Annotated in this window: 17 protein-coding genes; 8 read left to right on the top strand and 9 right to left on the bottom strand. The window is 33.1% G+C overall.

Going from position 1 to position 14,985, the window contains the following annotated elements:
- Nucleotides 1-443: 443 nt before the first annotated feature.
- Complete coding sequence (locus tag DTUR_RS01745) at nucleotides 444-593, bottom strand: hypothetical protein (protein ID WP_164930968.1); 150 nt, start codon at nucleotides 591-593, stop codon at nucleotides 444-446.
- Between the two features lie 478 nt (nucleotides 594-1,071).
- On the opposite strand from DTUR_RS01745, the gene DTUR_RS01740 reads away from it, so the two are divergent.
- Nucleotides 1,072-1,239, top strand: coding sequence for a hypothetical protein (locus DTUR_RS01740; RefSeq protein ID WP_164930967.1), 168 nt, complete (start codon nucleotides 1,072-1,074; stop codon nucleotides 1,237-1,239).
- Nucleotides 1,240-1,364: 125 nt separating this feature from the next.
- Complete coding sequence (locus DTUR_RS01735; protein ID WP_242603727.1) at nucleotides 1,365-2,537, top strand: HD domain-containing phosphohydrolase; 1,173 nt, start codon at nucleotides 1,365-1,367, stop codon at nucleotides 2,535-2,537.
- On the opposite strand, the gene DTUR_RS01730 is transcribed toward DTUR_RS01735, so the two are convergent.
- Complete coding sequence (locus tag DTUR_RS01730) at nucleotides 2,532-3,719, bottom strand: class I SAM-dependent rRNA methyltransferase (protein WP_012582740.1); 1,188 nt, start codon at nucleotides 3,717-3,719, stop codon at nucleotides 2,532-2,534. The two genes, DTUR_RS01735 and DTUR_RS01730, sit on opposite strands and share 6 nt — an antisense overlap.
- Before the next feature lie 36 nt (nucleotides 3,720-3,755).
- Nucleotides 3,756-5,459, bottom strand: coding sequence for a lamin tail domain-containing protein (locus DTUR_RS01725; protein WP_012582739.1), 1,704 nt, complete (start codon nucleotides 5,457-5,459; stop codon nucleotides 3,756-3,758).
- A gap of 136 nt (nucleotides 5,460-5,595) precedes the next feature.
- Between DTUR_RS01725 and DTUR_RS01720 the strand changes: the two genes are divergently transcribed.
- Nucleotides 5,596-6,033: an OsmC family protein gene (locus tag DTUR_RS01720; protein ID WP_012582738.1), complete on the top strand. Its 438-nt coding sequence runs from the start codon at nucleotides 5,596-5,598 to the stop codon at nucleotides 6,031-6,033.
- Between the two features lie 32 nt (nucleotides 6,034-6,065).
- Here DTUR_RS01720 and DTUR_RS01715 read toward each other — a convergent pair whose 3' ends face one another.
- The 5 genes from DTUR_RS01715 to DTUR_RS01695 all read right to left on the bottom strand — a co-directional run bounded on the left by DTUR_RS01715 (nucleotide 6,066) and on the right by DTUR_RS01695 (nucleotide 10,709).
- The gene (locus DTUR_RS01715; RefSeq protein ID WP_012582737.1) at nucleotides 6,066-6,668 is read right to left on the bottom strand and encodes a glycerol-3-phosphate acyltransferase; all 603 of its coding nucleotides are present in this window, start codon (nucleotides 6,666-6,668) and stop codon (nucleotides 6,066-6,068) included.
- Entirely contained in the window at nucleotides 6,658-7,707 is a 1,050-nt protein-coding gene (locus DTUR_RS01710) for a glycosyltransferase family 2 protein (RefSeq protein WP_012582736.1), read from the bottom strand. Before DTUR_RS01710 ends, DTUR_RS01715 begins: the two co-directional genes overlap by 11 nt.
- A gap of 116 nt (nucleotides 7,708-7,823) precedes the next feature.
- Complete coding sequence (locus DTUR_RS01705) at nucleotides 7,824-8,423, bottom strand: glycerol-3-phosphate acyltransferase (protein ID WP_012582735.1); 600 nt, start codon at nucleotides 8,421-8,423, stop codon at nucleotides 7,824-7,826.
- Entirely contained in the window at nucleotides 8,413-9,441 is a 1,029-nt protein-coding gene (locus DTUR_RS01700) for a glycosyltransferase family 2 protein (RefSeq protein WP_242603726.1), read from the bottom strand. Before DTUR_RS01700 ends, DTUR_RS01705 begins: the two co-directional genes overlap by 11 nt.
- Before the next feature lie 77 nt (nucleotides 9,442-9,518).
- On the bottom strand, nucleotides 9,519-10,709 hold the full coding sequence (locus tag DTUR_RS01695; RefSeq protein WP_012582733.1) for an iron-containing alcohol dehydrogenase: 1,191 nt from the start codon (nucleotides 10,707-10,709) through the stop codon (nucleotides 9,519-9,521).
- Nucleotides 10,710-10,812: 103 nt separating this feature from the next.
- On the opposite strand from DTUR_RS01695, the gene DTUR_RS09590 reads away from it, so the two are divergent.
- On the top strand, nucleotides 10,813-11,232 hold the full coding sequence (locus DTUR_RS09590) for a prepilin-type N-terminal cleavage/methylation domain-containing protein (RefSeq protein ID WP_164930965.1): 420 nt from the start codon (nucleotides 10,813-10,815) through the stop codon (nucleotides 11,230-11,232).
- Between the two features lie 170 nt (nucleotides 11,233-11,402).
- Nucleotides 11,403-11,936 carry a C40 family peptidase gene (locus DTUR_RS01685; protein ID WP_164930964.1) on the top strand — a complete coding sequence of 178 codons (534 nt, stop codon included), beginning with the start codon at nucleotides 11,403-11,405 and terminating at the stop codon, nucleotides 11,934-11,936.
- Nucleotides 11,937-12,180: 244 nt separating this feature from the next.
- Here the strand turns inward: DTUR_RS01685 and DTUR_RS09610 are convergent, their stop codons facing one another.
- A complete protein-coding gene (locus DTUR_RS09610) occupies nucleotides 12,181-12,399 on the bottom strand; it encodes a hypothetical protein (protein ID WP_353745325.1) in 219 nt (72 codons plus the stop codon).
- A gap of 112 nt (nucleotides 12,400-12,511) precedes the next feature.
- On the opposite strand from DTUR_RS09610, the gene DTUR_RS01675 reads away from it, so the two are divergent.
- The 3 genes from DTUR_RS01675 to rfbD are packed head-to-tail and all read left to right on the top strand — an operon-like array spanning nucleotide 12,512 to nucleotide 14,975.
- Nucleotides 12,512-13,018 (top strand): flavodoxin family protein, encoded by a 507-nt coding sequence (locus DTUR_RS01675; RefSeq protein ID WP_012582732.1) that lies wholly within the window; start codon nucleotides 12,512-12,514, stop codon nucleotides 13,016-13,018.
- A gap of 3 nt (nucleotides 13,019-13,021) precedes the next feature.
- Nucleotides 13,022-14,137, top strand: a complete 1,116-nt coding sequence (locus tag DTUR_RS01670) for a hypothetical protein (protein WP_012582731.1) — start codon at nucleotides 13,022-13,024, stop codon at nucleotides 14,135-14,137.
- 1 nt (nucleotide 14,138) lies between these two features.
- Complete coding sequence (rfbD, locus tag DTUR_RS01665) at nucleotides 14,139-14,975, top strand: dTDP-4-dehydrorhamnose reductase (protein ID WP_012582730.1); 837 nt, start codon at nucleotides 14,139-14,141, stop codon at nucleotides 14,973-14,975.
- Nucleotides 14,976-14,985: the final 10 nt, after the last annotated feature.

Here is a 14,985-nt window from a genome sequence, read left to right as displayed (position 1 = left end):
TTAGAACTAATTTTAATGAAGAGAACAAATATTTTGACTAATTCTTAAGGCCAAGGCAAATTTTAGGAATTTATGACCACTTACACCTAAGCCTTATTCCTCCTTTAAGAGGTTTATATAGGGAAGATTTAGAAATTCCTGGAATCTGGGGAGATTTTAAAGAACATTCTCTTTATAGAGAAATAGAGCCTCTTGCTCTACTCATATCTCACGCCCACTTAGATCACATAGGCTATCTCCCCTATATAAATCATAAAATCCCAATAATAACTTCTTTAACCTCGAAAATACATCACCTATGCAGAAAATTTCAACGATAAAATACTTGAATTCTGGAGAAAGATAGAAAAGAAAAAGATAAGCGATCTTTACGAAAGATTCTTAGAAATTAATAACCATAAATTTAATATTGGTCCTTTTGAAATTATATTTTTTCCTGTAGATCACTCTATTCCAGGAGCAGGAAGCTTTGCTATAAAAACCTCTGCAGGATGGATTGTATACACAGTAGACTTAAGACTACACGAAAGAAATGGAAATTTAACAAAGGAATTTATGAAAAATTTAAAAGAAATGGATGTAAAAGTGTTCATATGCGAAGGCACCCACCCTAATATTGAAAAACTTTATACCGAATAGAAAGTAAAAGAAAAAGCTTTAGAGATAGTTAAATCTTGTTTTCATTACGTAATTGCAGATTTTGGTCCAAGAAATATTGATAGGTTATTAACTTTTTTAGAGGTAGAAAAAGAAACAGGAAGAAAGTTAGTCCTAACCCTAAAAGACATATATCTTCTTGAGAGCCTATCTCTTATAGGATATCCTGACCCTAAAAAGGACGAATTCATAACCTTTTACGCAAAGCCTAAAGGAAATTATGACACTTGGGAAGAAAACCTTCTTCAAAAATATAAAAATATTCCTGGAAAAGTCGTAACAGCAAAGGAGATAAATAAAAATTCAAAGGACTATATTTTATGCATCTCCTATTATGATTTTCATATTTTATTAGACATTTTACCTGATAAAGGAGTATATATATTCTCCTCAAGCGAAGCTTTCAATGAAGAGATGAAAATAGACCAGCAAAAAGTAGAAAATTGGCTAAGATATTTCAACTTAGAGATAAGGGGAAATTTAGTAGAAAAAAGAGAAGAATCCCCTCTTCATGCCAGCGGACATCTAAATGGAGATGGAATTCAAGAATTTTTGCAGGTTAATTTATCCAGAAAAGGGTAAAACTATTTTCATTGATTAAAGAATAATTTCGAAAACTTAAGGGTAAAATAATTTAATAGTAAGGTTTATTATTTTTGACAAAAAAAATTTGTCGTGTTAAAATTACCTGAAAAATTATGGAGAAAATGGTGTCTCTACTTGCTTTTTTGCTTGCTTTTTCTGAACAGTTGGATAGTCAGCTTCCTGAAAACCGAAGACATTCTTCTAGGGTAGCTAATATATCCCTCGCTATAGCAAACCACCTAAAGCTCCCAGAAAAATCCAAATATGAGCTTGTCATTTCAGCCCTACTTCATGATGCAGGAAATGGGAACAAGAATAATAATTACAACCATAAGGAAATTTCTGATCATGCCTTAAAAAGTAGCTTATTCCTATCGGATATTCCCTTTTTAGAAAGACCCGCCACCATAATAAAATACCATCATTTTTCTTGGAATTTAGGAAGAGGAGAATTTTATCAAGATGAAAAAATACCTATAGAAAGCCAAATATTAAACCTTGCAGAACATATTGATGAAAACTATGACAAAAGTAAATATATACTAAAAGAGAAGAATAAGATAATTAAAAAAATAAAAGAAAAGGGAGAGAATTTATTCCATCCTGATGTACTTAACGCTTTTTATGATCTTTCTCAAAAGGAATCCTTTTGGTTTGAAATAAATTATGATAACATAACTCCTAAGGACTTTTACTGCGATATAAAGCTTGATATTGATTCCTTTTTACTCCTTTCAAAAGCCATTGCAAGAATTGTAGATTATAGAAGCAGGATTCAAGTAAGACATTCAAGAAACGTAGCAAACATCTCATCCTTTTTGGCAGGAAATTTAAATATAAATGATGAAAAAATAAAGAGAATAAGAATATCAGGATATCTTCACGATATTGGAAAAGTAGCCTTATCTTCAAAAATTTTATTAAAAAAAGATAAATTAACAAGAAAAGAAACAGAATACATAAAAGTGCATCCCTTTAAAACTTTTTTAACTCTTAAGAATTCCATTCCCTTTGAGGACATAATTATATGGTCTTCTTATCATCATGAAAAATTAAATGGAAAAGGCTATCCCTTTAGACTAAAGGGAAATGAAATACCTATTGAAGCAAGAATTGTAGCCACTGCAGATATTTACTCTGCTCTTTTAGAGGATAGACCATATAGAAAAGGAGTCTCTGAGAAAATGGCTATAAATTATATGAGAAGACTTGCAAGAGAGGGCTACATTGATAAAGACATCTTTGAAGTGCTTTATGAAAACCGAGAGGAATTAAAATCGGTTATAAGATTATAACTTTTTCCAAACTTGATAAATCCCACACTTAAGATATAAAGACTCAGGATGAGAAAGAAGAATAGGATGGTCTTTTGCTTGATAGCGAAACTCTACAAGACGAAGAAGTCTATTGGCATCAAAACTAGCAGACTCTATGACTTTTTCAAAAAGATCCCTTGTAATATGCTGAGAACAAGAACAAGTAATTAAAAATCCTCCATCCCTTACTATCTTCATGGCTCTCAAATTTATTTCCTTATATCCTCTCAAAGCCCCGTCAATATTTTTTGATGACTTAGCAAAGGCAGGAGGATCAAGAATCACCACATCAAAACTTCTCCCCTCTTTATGAAATCTTCTTAAAAGATCAAAAGCATTTTCTTCAATAAACTCTATCCTATCCATAAATCCATTTAATTTAGCATTTTCCTTTGCTATCTCTAAAGCAATACCCGATGAATCCACCGCCACAACTTTACTTGCTCCATATTTTAATGCATGAAGAGAAAATCCACCTGTATAACAAAAGACATCAAGAACCTCTGCTCCATCTACCAATCCCCTTAAACTTGCCCTATTCTCCCTTTGATCAAGAAAATAGCCTGTTTTTTGACCATTTTCTACATCCACAATGACTTTTATTCCATTTTCTACTATCTCCACTTTTGTATCAAAATTTCCCTTTAAAAAACCTTTTACCTGAGGAAGTCCCTCAAGCTCTCTTACTGAGACATCGTTTCTTTCGTATATACCCTTTGGCTGAAAAATCTCATCAAGAACTTCCACTATAACTTCTTTAAATCTATCTATCCCAAGAGTTAAGGTTTGAATCACAAGAATATCTGAAAACTTATCCACAATAAGTCCTGGAAGAAAATCTGCTTCAGCAAAAACCACTCTACAAGAATCGGTATCTACTACTTTTTTTCTATACTCCCAAGCTTTAAGAATCCTTTCTCTAAAAAATTCTTTATCTATTTCCTCTTCCTTTCTTGTAAGAATCCTTATTCTTATCTTTGAATTGGGATTTATAAACCCTCTTCCTATAAAGCTTTTGCTTACATCATAAATATCTACAACATCCCCTGGCAAAAAATCTCCCTCAATCTTCAATATCTCATTATCATAAATCCAAGGATTTCCCCTAACAACCTTTGTATGCACTCCTTTTTTAAGAATAACTCTTGCCCTCTCTAACAAACCAAATCACCTTTTAAAGCAAAAAAAGAAAGATACTTAAGGAGAGATCGAATTTTTAGAACCAGGACTACAATACACTTCATATCTCTTACCTTGATTATTATTCTCCCATTGAATAAAAACAGTATAACAAAGACTAATAGAAGAGGCAACATTCCGAACATAATTATCTTCTCTCCTAAATAGACCAAGTAAGCCTAAATTCTTAATTTCAATAGAATAATACCTATTTAAATAAGTAGAAGTATAAGGAAATCCACCTAAGGATGGGGAGTAATAGAAATAATCAATAGTATAACTATTTGTACCATTAGGAGGATTAAAGCTTTGATTTCTTTGTAAAAGAGTAATAGTAAAGGAAGTATCAGGTAGATTAGTATATGTAGGACTAGCTAAGGATGGTGAATTTGTTTTCATGTAGATAATACTTTCTGATAAACCGTAGTAACTTTTTATATTTGCTGCAGAACTACTTACAACAGCATACTCTCCAGGATTAAGGATCCATTTTGTTGAATAATAGATAGGATTTGAATTTGTATAAACAGAATAAAAATTATTCTTAGACCAATCTATAGTTAAATCAATGCTTGAATAGGTGGGATTATGAATTTCAATATATTCCCGTTCATTCTGATTTGAATTTGACCAGCCCAAAATCACATAAGGACAAGGTAAATACATGACTTCTGTGATTACAAGTTTGGGAAGCAAACAATAAGCTACATAGTCAACGTTTCCCTGATTAATCACAAAATTTAAATTTTGAGAATCACCCCAATTATTCGGATCTTGAGAGGGAGCATTTAAAGATTTCCTTACCAAGGAGTAAAAATCCCTATATCGCCCTGAAGTACTCTTAGGATATCCGCCCCAAGTAGAAGAATAACTGATTTGATCTACTACTCTATTAAAATTGTTACGAAGTACCACAGTATCCGAATTAGAACTAAGAGGGCTTCCATTTAATCCCAAACCACCGCTTGAAGTTTTTATATAAGAAGCATAGTAAGGTAAAGGAAAATAATAAGTATCAATAAGATTTGATCCCGATGACCCAATAACAGCTGACTTTCCAGGATATAATGTCCAAGTACCACTTACCAAGGTGGTAAACTGATTACCATTTATACTCCATCCTCTAAGATCAACAGGGGTATTTGAATTGTTATATATAACCACAAATTGAGAATTAGAAGTTCCAACATTATTGCTATTTTTATCTTTAGAAGGAGGATAATACATTATCTCTGTAATCACAACCTCACCTGTTACCCTTGGCATCTCTGCCCTTAGTGCCACAGTACTTGCCATATTCCTTCCATCGGTCATAGTTATAGTAAAAGCTATTATCTTTATATCGCTAGGAGCAGTAGTATAAGTAAAGTCATCCTTCATCCCTGTAAAAGTGATGCTACTTATTGGTCCTGCAAGAATCTGCCCATCAACTCCCAAATAACTTTTACCATCAGCCCCTGTTATTAAAGAGTAAGTATGCGTCACTCCTGTACTGAGTTCAATGGAAAAGGAAGTAGAACTCAAGGATAACACTCTTCTTCCCTGTCTTATATCCCTGGTAAGCCTATCCATTGCGGTATTTAGATTTGAAATAACTTCTCTCTCCTCAGATTTGAGTAAGAAAAGATCTATTGAGTTTGATAAAATGCTTACTAAGCCAATAACAATTATTCCAAGGATAAAAACAGTTATTAAAATCTCTATAAATGTGAGACCCCTCATTTTATCCCTTACCATATATTTTTATTATATCAATAAACCAAAAGCTTATAAATTGGATTTTTGTAATCTTTACTTTTTGGTATTAAATTATATAATTAACTGTTAAGAATAAAAAATATAACAAGGAGGTTAGGAAATGGCAAACTTAGTAACCTTTAAGGCAAAGGGAGAATGGAAAGGCAATCTTAAGGTTGAGGTAAATATTAGAAATAAGTTCACAATTAATATGGATGAGCCTCCATCTCTTGGTGGAGAGGATACCGCTCCAAACCCTGTTGAAGTTGTACTTGCCGCATTAATTGGTTGCCTTGGAATTGTAATACCAGTAGTAGCAAGAGAGAAAAATATACCCTTAGAAAGTATTGAAATTGAAACTGAAGGAGACTTAGATCCAAGAGGATTTATGGGAGATCCAAGTGTTAGAGCAGGATATCAAGAGGTAAGAGCAAAGGTTAAAATTATCTCTCCAGTTGAAAGAGAAAGAATTGAGGAGCTAATGAAGGAAGTAGAAAGAAGATGTCCCGTATCTGACATTATAAGAAATCCTGTAAATTTAAAGATTAGCTTAGAATAAAATTTTAGGCAGTCCTGATACTTTAACCTATATCAGGATTGCCCTCTTAAATATCCCCATAAATCCTTATAGTGCTTATATAAGATAACAGCAAAATTTCCATCGTAAAAAATAAGAAGATGAAAATCTCCATGGAAAGATTTGTAAATTATATAGGGCAAAAGAAATAAATAACCAAGAATTACCCTAAAAGCATCCTCTTGAACAGTAGTACCCTTGGGTTTAATAATAGTAAATATGGTAAAAATAGTTCCAAGAAGCATAGGTGCCTCCCACTTAGTAAGTACAGACCATGCTCCAAAGGAAACCGCCACCGCCTTTCCTCCCTTAAACCTCAAGATGGGAGAAAAAGCATGTCCTAAAACCCCTGAAAGGGCAGCTAAAGAAATGACAAAATTATCTTTTACTATTCCTAAGGATACAAAAATTGCAAGGGGAAGAGCTCCCTTAAGATAATCAAGAAAGAGTGCTAAAATCCCATATTTCCAGCCTACTGCTCTCCACAAATTAGAGGCTCCAGGATTCCCATCCCTTATTTTTGAAAGATCCACTTTTAAAATCCTTGCTATGATATAAGAATACATAATAGAGCCAGAAAGAAATTGTAATAATATTACTCCTAAATTAACCCACACGAATTTTCCTCCCCTTCCATATTACCGCTTTTACAAAAAATATTCTAATAATGGAATATAAAAAAATGGAAAAGAAAAATAAAAAATGCAAAGGATAAAAGAAAGCATCATACCATTTATAATCTCCAAGTCTTCTTTGTATTGCAAAAAGTTGAGTAGCATAAAGAGCATATAAAAAATTTAAAACTGTACTCCTAAAATAAAAAATACTTCCATAAACCCCTGTTATATATAGAAAAACTAGTAAAAAATTTAATAGACTAATAGAAAATGCACCCTTTGCAATGTTCTTAGTAAACCCTTGAATAAGATCTTTTAATCCTTTAGGATACATTCTAAATTTTATATATTCCCCACCTAAAAAATTGTTTACTGGAACCCCTTTCTTTATACAAAGGTTCCCAAAATGAAGATCTTCCACCACTTTGTCCCTAACTTCCTTATGTCCCCCTACCTTCTCATAATACTCCCTTGAAATCATCATAGAGGGACCAAAGGCTCCCTCTTTCTTCCCAAAAAGAGTCATAGAAAACACAGAAACCAAATTAAAACCCAAGTTCAAATGCTCATAAAATTTTTCAAATCTCTGATATGGCCAACAGGAAATTAACCCACCGTATTTCTCATAATTACTCAACATTACCTCTATAAATTCTTCCCTCGGCTCTACATCTGCATCTAAAAATAATAAAATCTCTCCCCTTGACTCCAGATATCCATTCCATATTGCCCAGTTCTTCCCTACCCAACCTTCTGGTGGATCTTCATATAAAGACACTACTTTCACTCCGTACCTTTTTGCTACTTCTTCCGTATTATCTTCGGAATTGTCATTCACTACTATCACTTCATAGGGTTTATAGGTTTGCTTTTGTAGTAAATATAGAAGCTTATCTAAATTCTTCTCTTCATTCCTCGCTGGTATTATCACCGAAACTTTATATTCCCCTGAAATTTCCCCTTCTTTCTTGAGAAATCTCAGACTCTTGTAGTATACCCACCCTATTAGCCAAAAGATTAAAAATAAAATAATTCTCATTTGAGAAAATTATACCATAAAGTCAATTATAAATCCACATATATCCTTAAACTCTCCTCAAATATATATCTCTTAAAATTAAACAGGAATAACCAAAACTACAAAACTTGCCTTCTTTATGCATTTGCAAAAACCTTTAAAAGCTCATTCCTATGAGAATATGCTATTATTCCAAAATTTCCAAGATAAAGAATAAGTATATAGAGGTGTCCAGTAAAAACTTTATAAATCACGTAAGGCACTAAACACAAAAATCCATAAAAGACCTTTAAGGCATCCTCCTCTGGCGTTGCACCTCGCATTTTAGCAAGGTTGAATATAAACATGGAGAGACCTAAAAATAAAGGTCCTTCAAGCCCTGTAACTACCGTCCAGGCTCCAAAGGAAACCGCAACTCCTTTTCCTCCTTTTCCCTCCATAAAAGGAGAAAACACATGTCCGAATATTCCAGCAAGGGCAGAAATAGTAATAAGCCATTTATCTTTTATATCTTTATACCTTACAAACCAAAGAAGGGGATAAATACCTTTCAAATAATCAAGAAGTGCCCCAATCAAACCTATCTTCCAGTTAGTAGAAATCCATAAATTATAGGCTCCTGGATTTCCATCCCTCACCTTTCTTAAATCTATATTCAAAAGTTTTGCAATAAAATAAGAGTACATAACTGAACCTGAGAGAAATTGGAGAAGGATAATTAGAATTTTATCCCACATTTATTTTTCTCCCCTTCCACGATACTGATTTAAATAGAAAAGTCTTAAAAGTAGAATATAACAAAACTGTTATAAAAAACATAAAATGAATAGGATATATTATAGAATCTATAATACTGTAATCTCCTAATCTACGAGAGATTATATATAGCTGAAAAGAGAATAAAAGATAGCAAAGATTTATGAGATTTTCAAAAGCAAAACTTCCAAAAACTCCATAAAACCACATCAAAAGATATAAAAACTTGGTAAAACTTAAAGAGACTACTCCCTGAGAAGAATTTTTGGAAAAACCTTCAATAAGATCTCTCAACCCCTTAGGATACATTCTGAATTTTATATATTCCCCGCCTAAAAAATTGTTTACTGGAACCCCTTTCTTTATGCAAAGGTTCCCAAAATGAAGATCTTCCACCACTTTGTCCCTAACTTCCTTATGTCCCCCTACCTTCTCATAATACTCCCTTGAAATCATCATAGAGGGACCAAAGGCTCCCTCTTTTTTAATGGCACACATAGTAATAACAGCGCCAATGTTAAAAATAAAGTTCAAATGCTCATAAAATTTTTCAAATCTCTGATATGGCCAACAGGAAATTAACCCACCGTATTTCTCATAATTACTCAACATTACCTCTATAAATTCTTCCCTCGGCTCTACATCTGCATCTAAAAATAATAAAATCTCTCCCCTTGACTCCAGATATCCATTCCATATTGCCCAGTTCTTCCCTACCCAACCTTCTGGTGGATCTTCATATAAAGACACTACTTTCACTCCGTACCTTTTTGCTACTTCTTCCGTATTATCTTCGGAATTGTCATTCACTACTATCACTTCATAGGGTTTATAGGTTTGCTTTTGTAGTAAATATAGAAGCTTATCTAAATTCTTCTCTTCATTCCTCGCTGGTATTATCACCGAAACTTTATATTCCCCTGAAATTTCCCCTTCTTTCTTGAGAAATCTCAGACTCTTGTAGTATACCCACCCTATTAGCCAGGATAAAAAATACAATACCCCTCTCATTTTAAAGTATTATACCATAAATAAAAAAGGCTCTCTCCTTTTGGAGAGAGCCCACAAACCACAATTTACTTATATGCTTTTCTCAATATTTCCACTACCTCATCAAAACTTAGTTTATATCTATCCATTTCAAAAAGTCCTCCCATAGTCTCTATAGCATTTTGAGCTAATTTTTCAATCTCATCTTCTTTTATACCATAATCAGACATCCTTAAATTTGCTACTCCACACTCTTCTTGTAGCTTCTTCAATGCTTTAATAAAAGCATAAGGTTTTTCTTCTTCAGGGAGAGAATCTACGTCTAATCCCATTACTTTAGCAAGTTGAATATATCTATCAGGAATCTTAGAAGCAAAAAATGTATGGTAAGCCTCAGAAAGCATAATCAAACCAGCTCCATGGGGAAGTTCTGGATGAAAAGCAGAAAGAGCATGCTCCATGGAATGTTCCGAAGTACAGCTTGATGTACTCTCAACAAATCCTGAAAGAGTATTGGCAAGAGCCACATAAGTTCTCGCAATAAGATCATTACCATTTTTAACACAAATTGGCAAATATTTAGCAATTAACTCTACACTTTTTAAAGCATAAAGATCACTTACAGGATTAGCAATATTTGCAATATATCCCTCTACTGCATGGAAAAAGGCATCAAATCCTTGATAGGCAGTAAGATGAGGAGGAACACTTAACATAAGTTCTGGATCTACAATGGATAAAGTGGGAAAAGTATACTCATTTCCATATCCAATCTTTTCATTAGTTTCCTCATTGGTTATTACAGTCCAAGGATCTGCTTCCGTTCCTGTCCCTGCTGTGGTAGTTATAGCTACAATTGGTAGCGCACCTTTCTCAGGTTTTTTACCTTTTCCTGTGCCTCCTACAATATAATCCCAATAATCTCCATCATTTTTTACCATTAATGCGATACTTTTTGCTGAATCAATACTGCTTCCTCCACCAAGCCCAATAACAAAGTCACACTCTTCTTCTCTTGCAATCTGGGCTCCCTCCATTACATGCTTCTTAATAGGATTAGGAAGAATTTTGTCAAAAACAACATATTCAACCCTTCTACTTTTTAAGATATCTATAAGCCTATCAAGATAACCAAGTTTTTTCATTGAACCTCCAGCAGAGATAACTATAAGTGCTTTTTTTCCAGGAAGTTTCTCTTCCCTTAACTTTTCTAAGCTTCCAGGTCCAAACCATATTTTAGTTGGCATAAAATATGGAAAATTCAAATTTTCCTTCATTTTTCCACCTCTTAATAAATAATCTTAGAAGTTATTTTATATTTAATTATACTATGATATAATTCAAATAGATTAAAAATTAATATAAATTTAATAATTGGATATGGGTAGAAGGGGTTTTTCATTATTAGAGCTTTTAGTAGTTATAGGCATATTAACCATATTAATAGCCATTGCTATACCTCTATATTTTGAAACTATAAATCAAGCCAAAAGAAATGCTCACCTCTATAATATGAGACTTGTAAAAGAAGCTTTAGAGATGTACTACTTAAAAAACAAACAATATCCCATTGATGCTTGGTCTTTTTCTACTTATGTATTATATAATCCTCAGTATTTTCCAGAACCTCTAATATGCCCCTATAACAATCAACCCTACAAAGTTATACAGTGGCAACCTTATTACACCAACTGGGACGATATCTGGGATTGGATTGAATTAAGCAATAATTATCACCAAATTTATTACAAATCAGAAAACCCAACTTATAGTTACGCTTTCACTTATTACTCAAGATAACAATTAAACTTCTAATAATACCCTTCCTAAAAAATTTTTGCCTTAAAAATTTGAGGGCCAGAAGTTGACCTAACCCCTCTATATGATAAAAGCATACGCTAAGAGATAGTTTTAGAGTTAAAATAAAAAGAAAATATAAAGGGGGATTTAAACAGGAGAAGTGATAGAAGATGAAAATAAAGTTCCTGATTATGTTATTTTGTCTTAGCTTAATTTGGGGTTCAGGATGTAGCATTTCATATTACACAAGGGAAATTACGCCTGAAGAAGGGCAAAAAGCAGTAGAGTATGCAATAAGTCAAGTTGGGAAACCTTATGTTTTAGGAGCTCAAAGTCCTGACATAGGATTTGATTGTTCAGGGTTAGTTGTATGGGGCTACCAGCAAGTATGTCCTAATCTTTTATTCAAAAATCAAGGAAAAATTTATAACGATGCAACTGTAGAAGCGCTCTTTTCAGAAAACACAATTCCTATCCCCCTCGAACAAGCAAGAGCAGGCGACATTGTTTTTGTAAGAAATAAAGATGGGATAGTATGTCATTGTGGGCTATTTATTGAACCAACTATAGAGGGACATTTCAAAGTAGTGCATGCATCTGGAGGACTGGGATATGTAGTTATTGAGGAATGGGCTTTAGGGGAAGAAGTAAGAGGTTATATAGTTCATTCTATTGGTAGACTGTATGAAACTTTTAAGGAATAAGAATAGGAGGGCAAAGAGATGGACAAGTTTGATCTGAACTATGTGGGATTTAAAGGATTTTTAAGAGAAAGGGAAGAGTGTTCCAAAAATTTCAAATAAGCAAAGAAAAGGATTCTTATGTGAGATAAAATAAAAATTAAAATTGCGTAAACCCTTGCAAGGGTTTCTATATTTGTATCAAAGTAGTCTCTTAGCACAACACCTTTCCGTGGGATTTTTATATCTACACATACCACTATTGGTTTTACCAAGATAATTCTTTATATGTTATACCTACAAAGTAGCATACTGGAATATTTTCTTTATTCTCTTTATTAATAATATCTTTATCTGAAAAATATACTACTCTACAGATTGGATTTGTGCATAGAAACCATTTAGTCTCAGGAACAAAATCTTTTATAGCTAAATTTTTTACAGTTTCATAATATACCTCTATGCTTGGATTTCCACACTCAGGAATTATTAGTAGTGAGCTTTTCGTCTTATGTAGAATTTAAACTATTGTCCTTGCTAACTTTTCAAGATAGAATAAAGTATATTAAGCTGACAAAATGCAAAAAGGGAGGGATTTCATGGCAAAGGTGCTAATTTTATACGACAGTGCAACAGGGAATACAAAAAAGATGGCAGAAGAGGTAGCAAAAGGTGTACAAGAAGTAGAAGGGGTAGAGGTGGTAATAAAACATGTAGATGATGCTATTCCTGAAGATCTTTTAAACTTTGATGGCATTATTGTAGGATCTCCTGCATATTGTGGTACCCTTACTTGGAAACTGAAAAAGTTTTTTGACGAGAGTGTTAGTGTTGCCTGGGGTAAGGTAAAGGGAAAAATTGGGGCTGCTTTTTCATCTTCAGGAGGCCTAGGAGGTGGAAATGAAGCCACTTTATATTCTATATTAACCGTCCTTATGAATTATGGTTATTTAGTTTTTGGACTTCCTGATTATTCTGCACCAGGAGTTACTGCCCATTATGGGGCAGTCTCTGTGGGATATCCCAAGGAGGCAGAACAAAAAGCATGTAGAATGCTTGGAAGACAAATGGCAGAATATGTTAAAAAATTCTGTAAAGGAGAATAAACTATGAAAGTAAAATTTCTTTTAAGTCCCATAGCGTATAAAGTAGATGAAAAACTTAAAGAAGCAAAAGAATATTTAGGAAGATATTTAAATTTAGAGGAGAGTGAAGATCCTGATGCCATAATTCTTCTTACTGGAGGAACTGAAGAAGAAGCCTTGAAATATTTAAAAGATGGACTTTTTATCATACCCTTTGGCATAGCAAATGGTCTTGCTGCAAGCTTAGAAGTTCAAGCCTATGCCAAGGAAAAAGGTATAAAGACCATTTTAATCACAAAACCTGACGAAAACATAATGAATGTATTAAGAGTCATGGATGAGTTAAAAAATAAAAAAGTAGGGATTATAGGAAAGCCCAGCGATTGGTTAATAAAAAGCGGAAATTATGATGTATTAAAAGAGCTCGGATTAGAACCCGTGGAAATATCATTAAAAGAAGTAGAAGAAAATCTTAAAGAGGATCCTACCCTTTCCGATAAAATATGGGAACTTTCAAAGGATAAAAAAATATCAAAAGAAGAACTTTTAAAAGCAACAAAAGTTTATACCTCTTTAAAGAAAATCATAGATAAATATAATCTTTATGCTATCACAGTAAGGTGTTTTGACTTGGCTATAAATTTAAAAATTACAGGATGCCTTGCCCTATCTCTCTTAAATGCTGAAGGAATTATTGCAAGTTGCGAAGGAGATACAGAAGCCCTTGCTACCATGCTTTTTGCTTACAAGCTAACCAATAAAACTCCTTTCATGGCAAACCTTGCCAGAATAGAAAATAACGAATATACCTTTGCCCATTGTACCATAGCAATTAATATTCCAGAGTATTTCAACCTAAATACTCACTTTGAAACCTTAAGTAGTGTAGGCATAGAAGGATACATAAATTCTGAAAAGATTACCATCCTGAGAATAGGAAGAAACAAAAAATTTACACTATTTACAGGAGAGGTAGTTAAAAAGCCCTTTGAAGAAAACATGTGTAGAACTCAAATTACAGCAAAGATAAAAGATGATTCTTTCTTACAAAATCCTATAGGAAACCATTTCATAATCCTATTAGGGGACGAGGAGGAGAAAATAAAAAGCTTAGAAAAGATAGGATGGGAAAGAATTTAATATGAAAGTATTAATTACAGGTGCAGGAGGTTTTTTAGGACAATATTTTGTAAAGGAATTTCAAGATCATGATGTGATCCCTTTGACCCATAAAGATATAAACATAGAAGATAAAAATACCATAGAAAAAATAATAGAACTTAAGCCTGATTTAGTGATTCACCCTGCAGCTATAAGATCTCCTGACATATGTGAGAGGGATCCAGATTTAGCTTGGAAAGTAAATGCACTGGGTACAAAGCATATTGCTATAGCTTGCTCTATTCTTGATATACCCTTAATTTACATAAGTACCGATTATGTATTTTCAGGAGATAAGAACTCGCCATATACAGAATTTGATACTCCTAATCCTATAAACGTTTATGGAAGAACAAAACTACAAGGAGAACTTTTTGTAAAAGAATTTTGTGAAAAATATTTTATTATAAGGACTTCTTACGTATTTGGAGAATATGGAAACAATGCTTTTACTCAAATCTATCGGAGCTTAAAAGAAGGGAAAGAGATTTATTTATCAAACTACCATTTTGCCTCCTGCACCTATGCTGGCGATTTAGTAAGAAAGGTAAAAGAACTCTCTTTTACAAAATTATATGGCACATATCACATTGTAAATAAGGGAATTATCACAAGGTATGATTTCGCCTGGAAAGTAGCCGAAATTTTTAACTTACCTAAAGATAAGATAATCAAGCTCACCTCTGAAAACTTTAACCAACCAGCTCCAAGACCTCTTTATTCTGTTTTAAGGAACTATGTTTTAGAGCTTTACCATATGGATGATATGGAGCATTATGAAGAGATTTTGAAAAAGATCAGTTTTCTATGCTTTTAAAAGAATGCTA

Source organism: Dictyoglomus turgidum DSM 6724, assembly GCF_000021645.1.
Lineage (GTDB): Bacteria > Dictyoglomota > Dictyoglomia > Dictyoglomales > Dictyoglomaceae > Dictyoglomus > Dictyoglomus turgidum.
Note: the sequence above shows the minus strand (reverse complement) of the source record. Positions and strands in the feature narration are given on the sequence as shown.

Bases quoted from the DNA above. Each gene is read 5' to 3' on its own strand.
- DTUR_RS01745 (WP_164930968.1), bottom strand. From the start codon at position 593: ATGAACACTTTTACATCCATTTCTTTTAAATTTTTCATAAATTCCTTT.
- DTUR_RS01740 (WP_164930967.1), top strand. From the start codon at position 1,072: ATGAAAATAGACCAGCAAAAAGTAGAAAATTGGCTAAGATATTTCAAC.
- DTUR_RS01735 (WP_242603727.1), top strand. From the start codon at position 1,365: ATGGTGTCTCTACTTGCTTTTTTGCTTGCTTTTTCTGAACAGTTGGAT.
- DTUR_RS01725 (WP_012582739.1), bottom strand. From the start codon at position 5,459: ATGAGGGGTCTCACATTTATAGAGATTTTAATAACTGTTTTTATCCTT.
- DTUR_RS01720 (WP_012582738.1), top strand. From the start codon at position 5,596: ATGGCAAACTTAGTAACCTTTAAGGCAAAGGGAGAATGGAAAGGCAAT.
- DTUR_RS01710 (WP_012582736.1), bottom strand. From the start codon at position 7,707: ATGAGAATTATTTTATTTTTAATCTTTTGGCTAATAGGGTGGGTATAC.
- DTUR_RS01705 (WP_012582735.1), bottom strand. From the start codon at position 8,423: ATGTGGGATAAAATTCTAATTATCCTTCTCCAATTTCTCTCAGGTTCA.
- DTUR_RS01695 (WP_012582733.1), bottom strand. From the start codon at position 10,709: ATGAAGGAAAATTTGAATTTTCCATATTTTATGCCAACTAAAATATGG.
- DTUR_RS09590 (WP_164930965.1), top strand. From the start codon at position 10,813: ATGGGTAGAAGGGGTTTTTCATTATTAGAGCTTTTAGTAGTTATAGGC.
- DTUR_RS01685 (WP_164930964.1), top strand. From the start codon at position 11,403: ATGAAAATAAAGTTCCTGATTATGTTATTTTGTCTTAGCTTAATTTGG.
- DTUR_RS01675 (WP_012582732.1), top strand. From the start codon at position 12,512: ATGGCAAAGGTGCTAATTTTATACGACAGTGCAACAGGGAATACAAAA.
- DTUR_RS01670 (WP_012582731.1), top strand. From the start codon at position 13,022: ATGAAAGTAAAATTTCTTTTAAGTCCCATAGCGTATAAAGTAGATGAA.
- rfbD (WP_012582730.1), top strand. From the start codon at position 14,139: ATGAAAGTATTAATTACAGGTGCAGGAGGTTTTTTAGGACAATATTTT.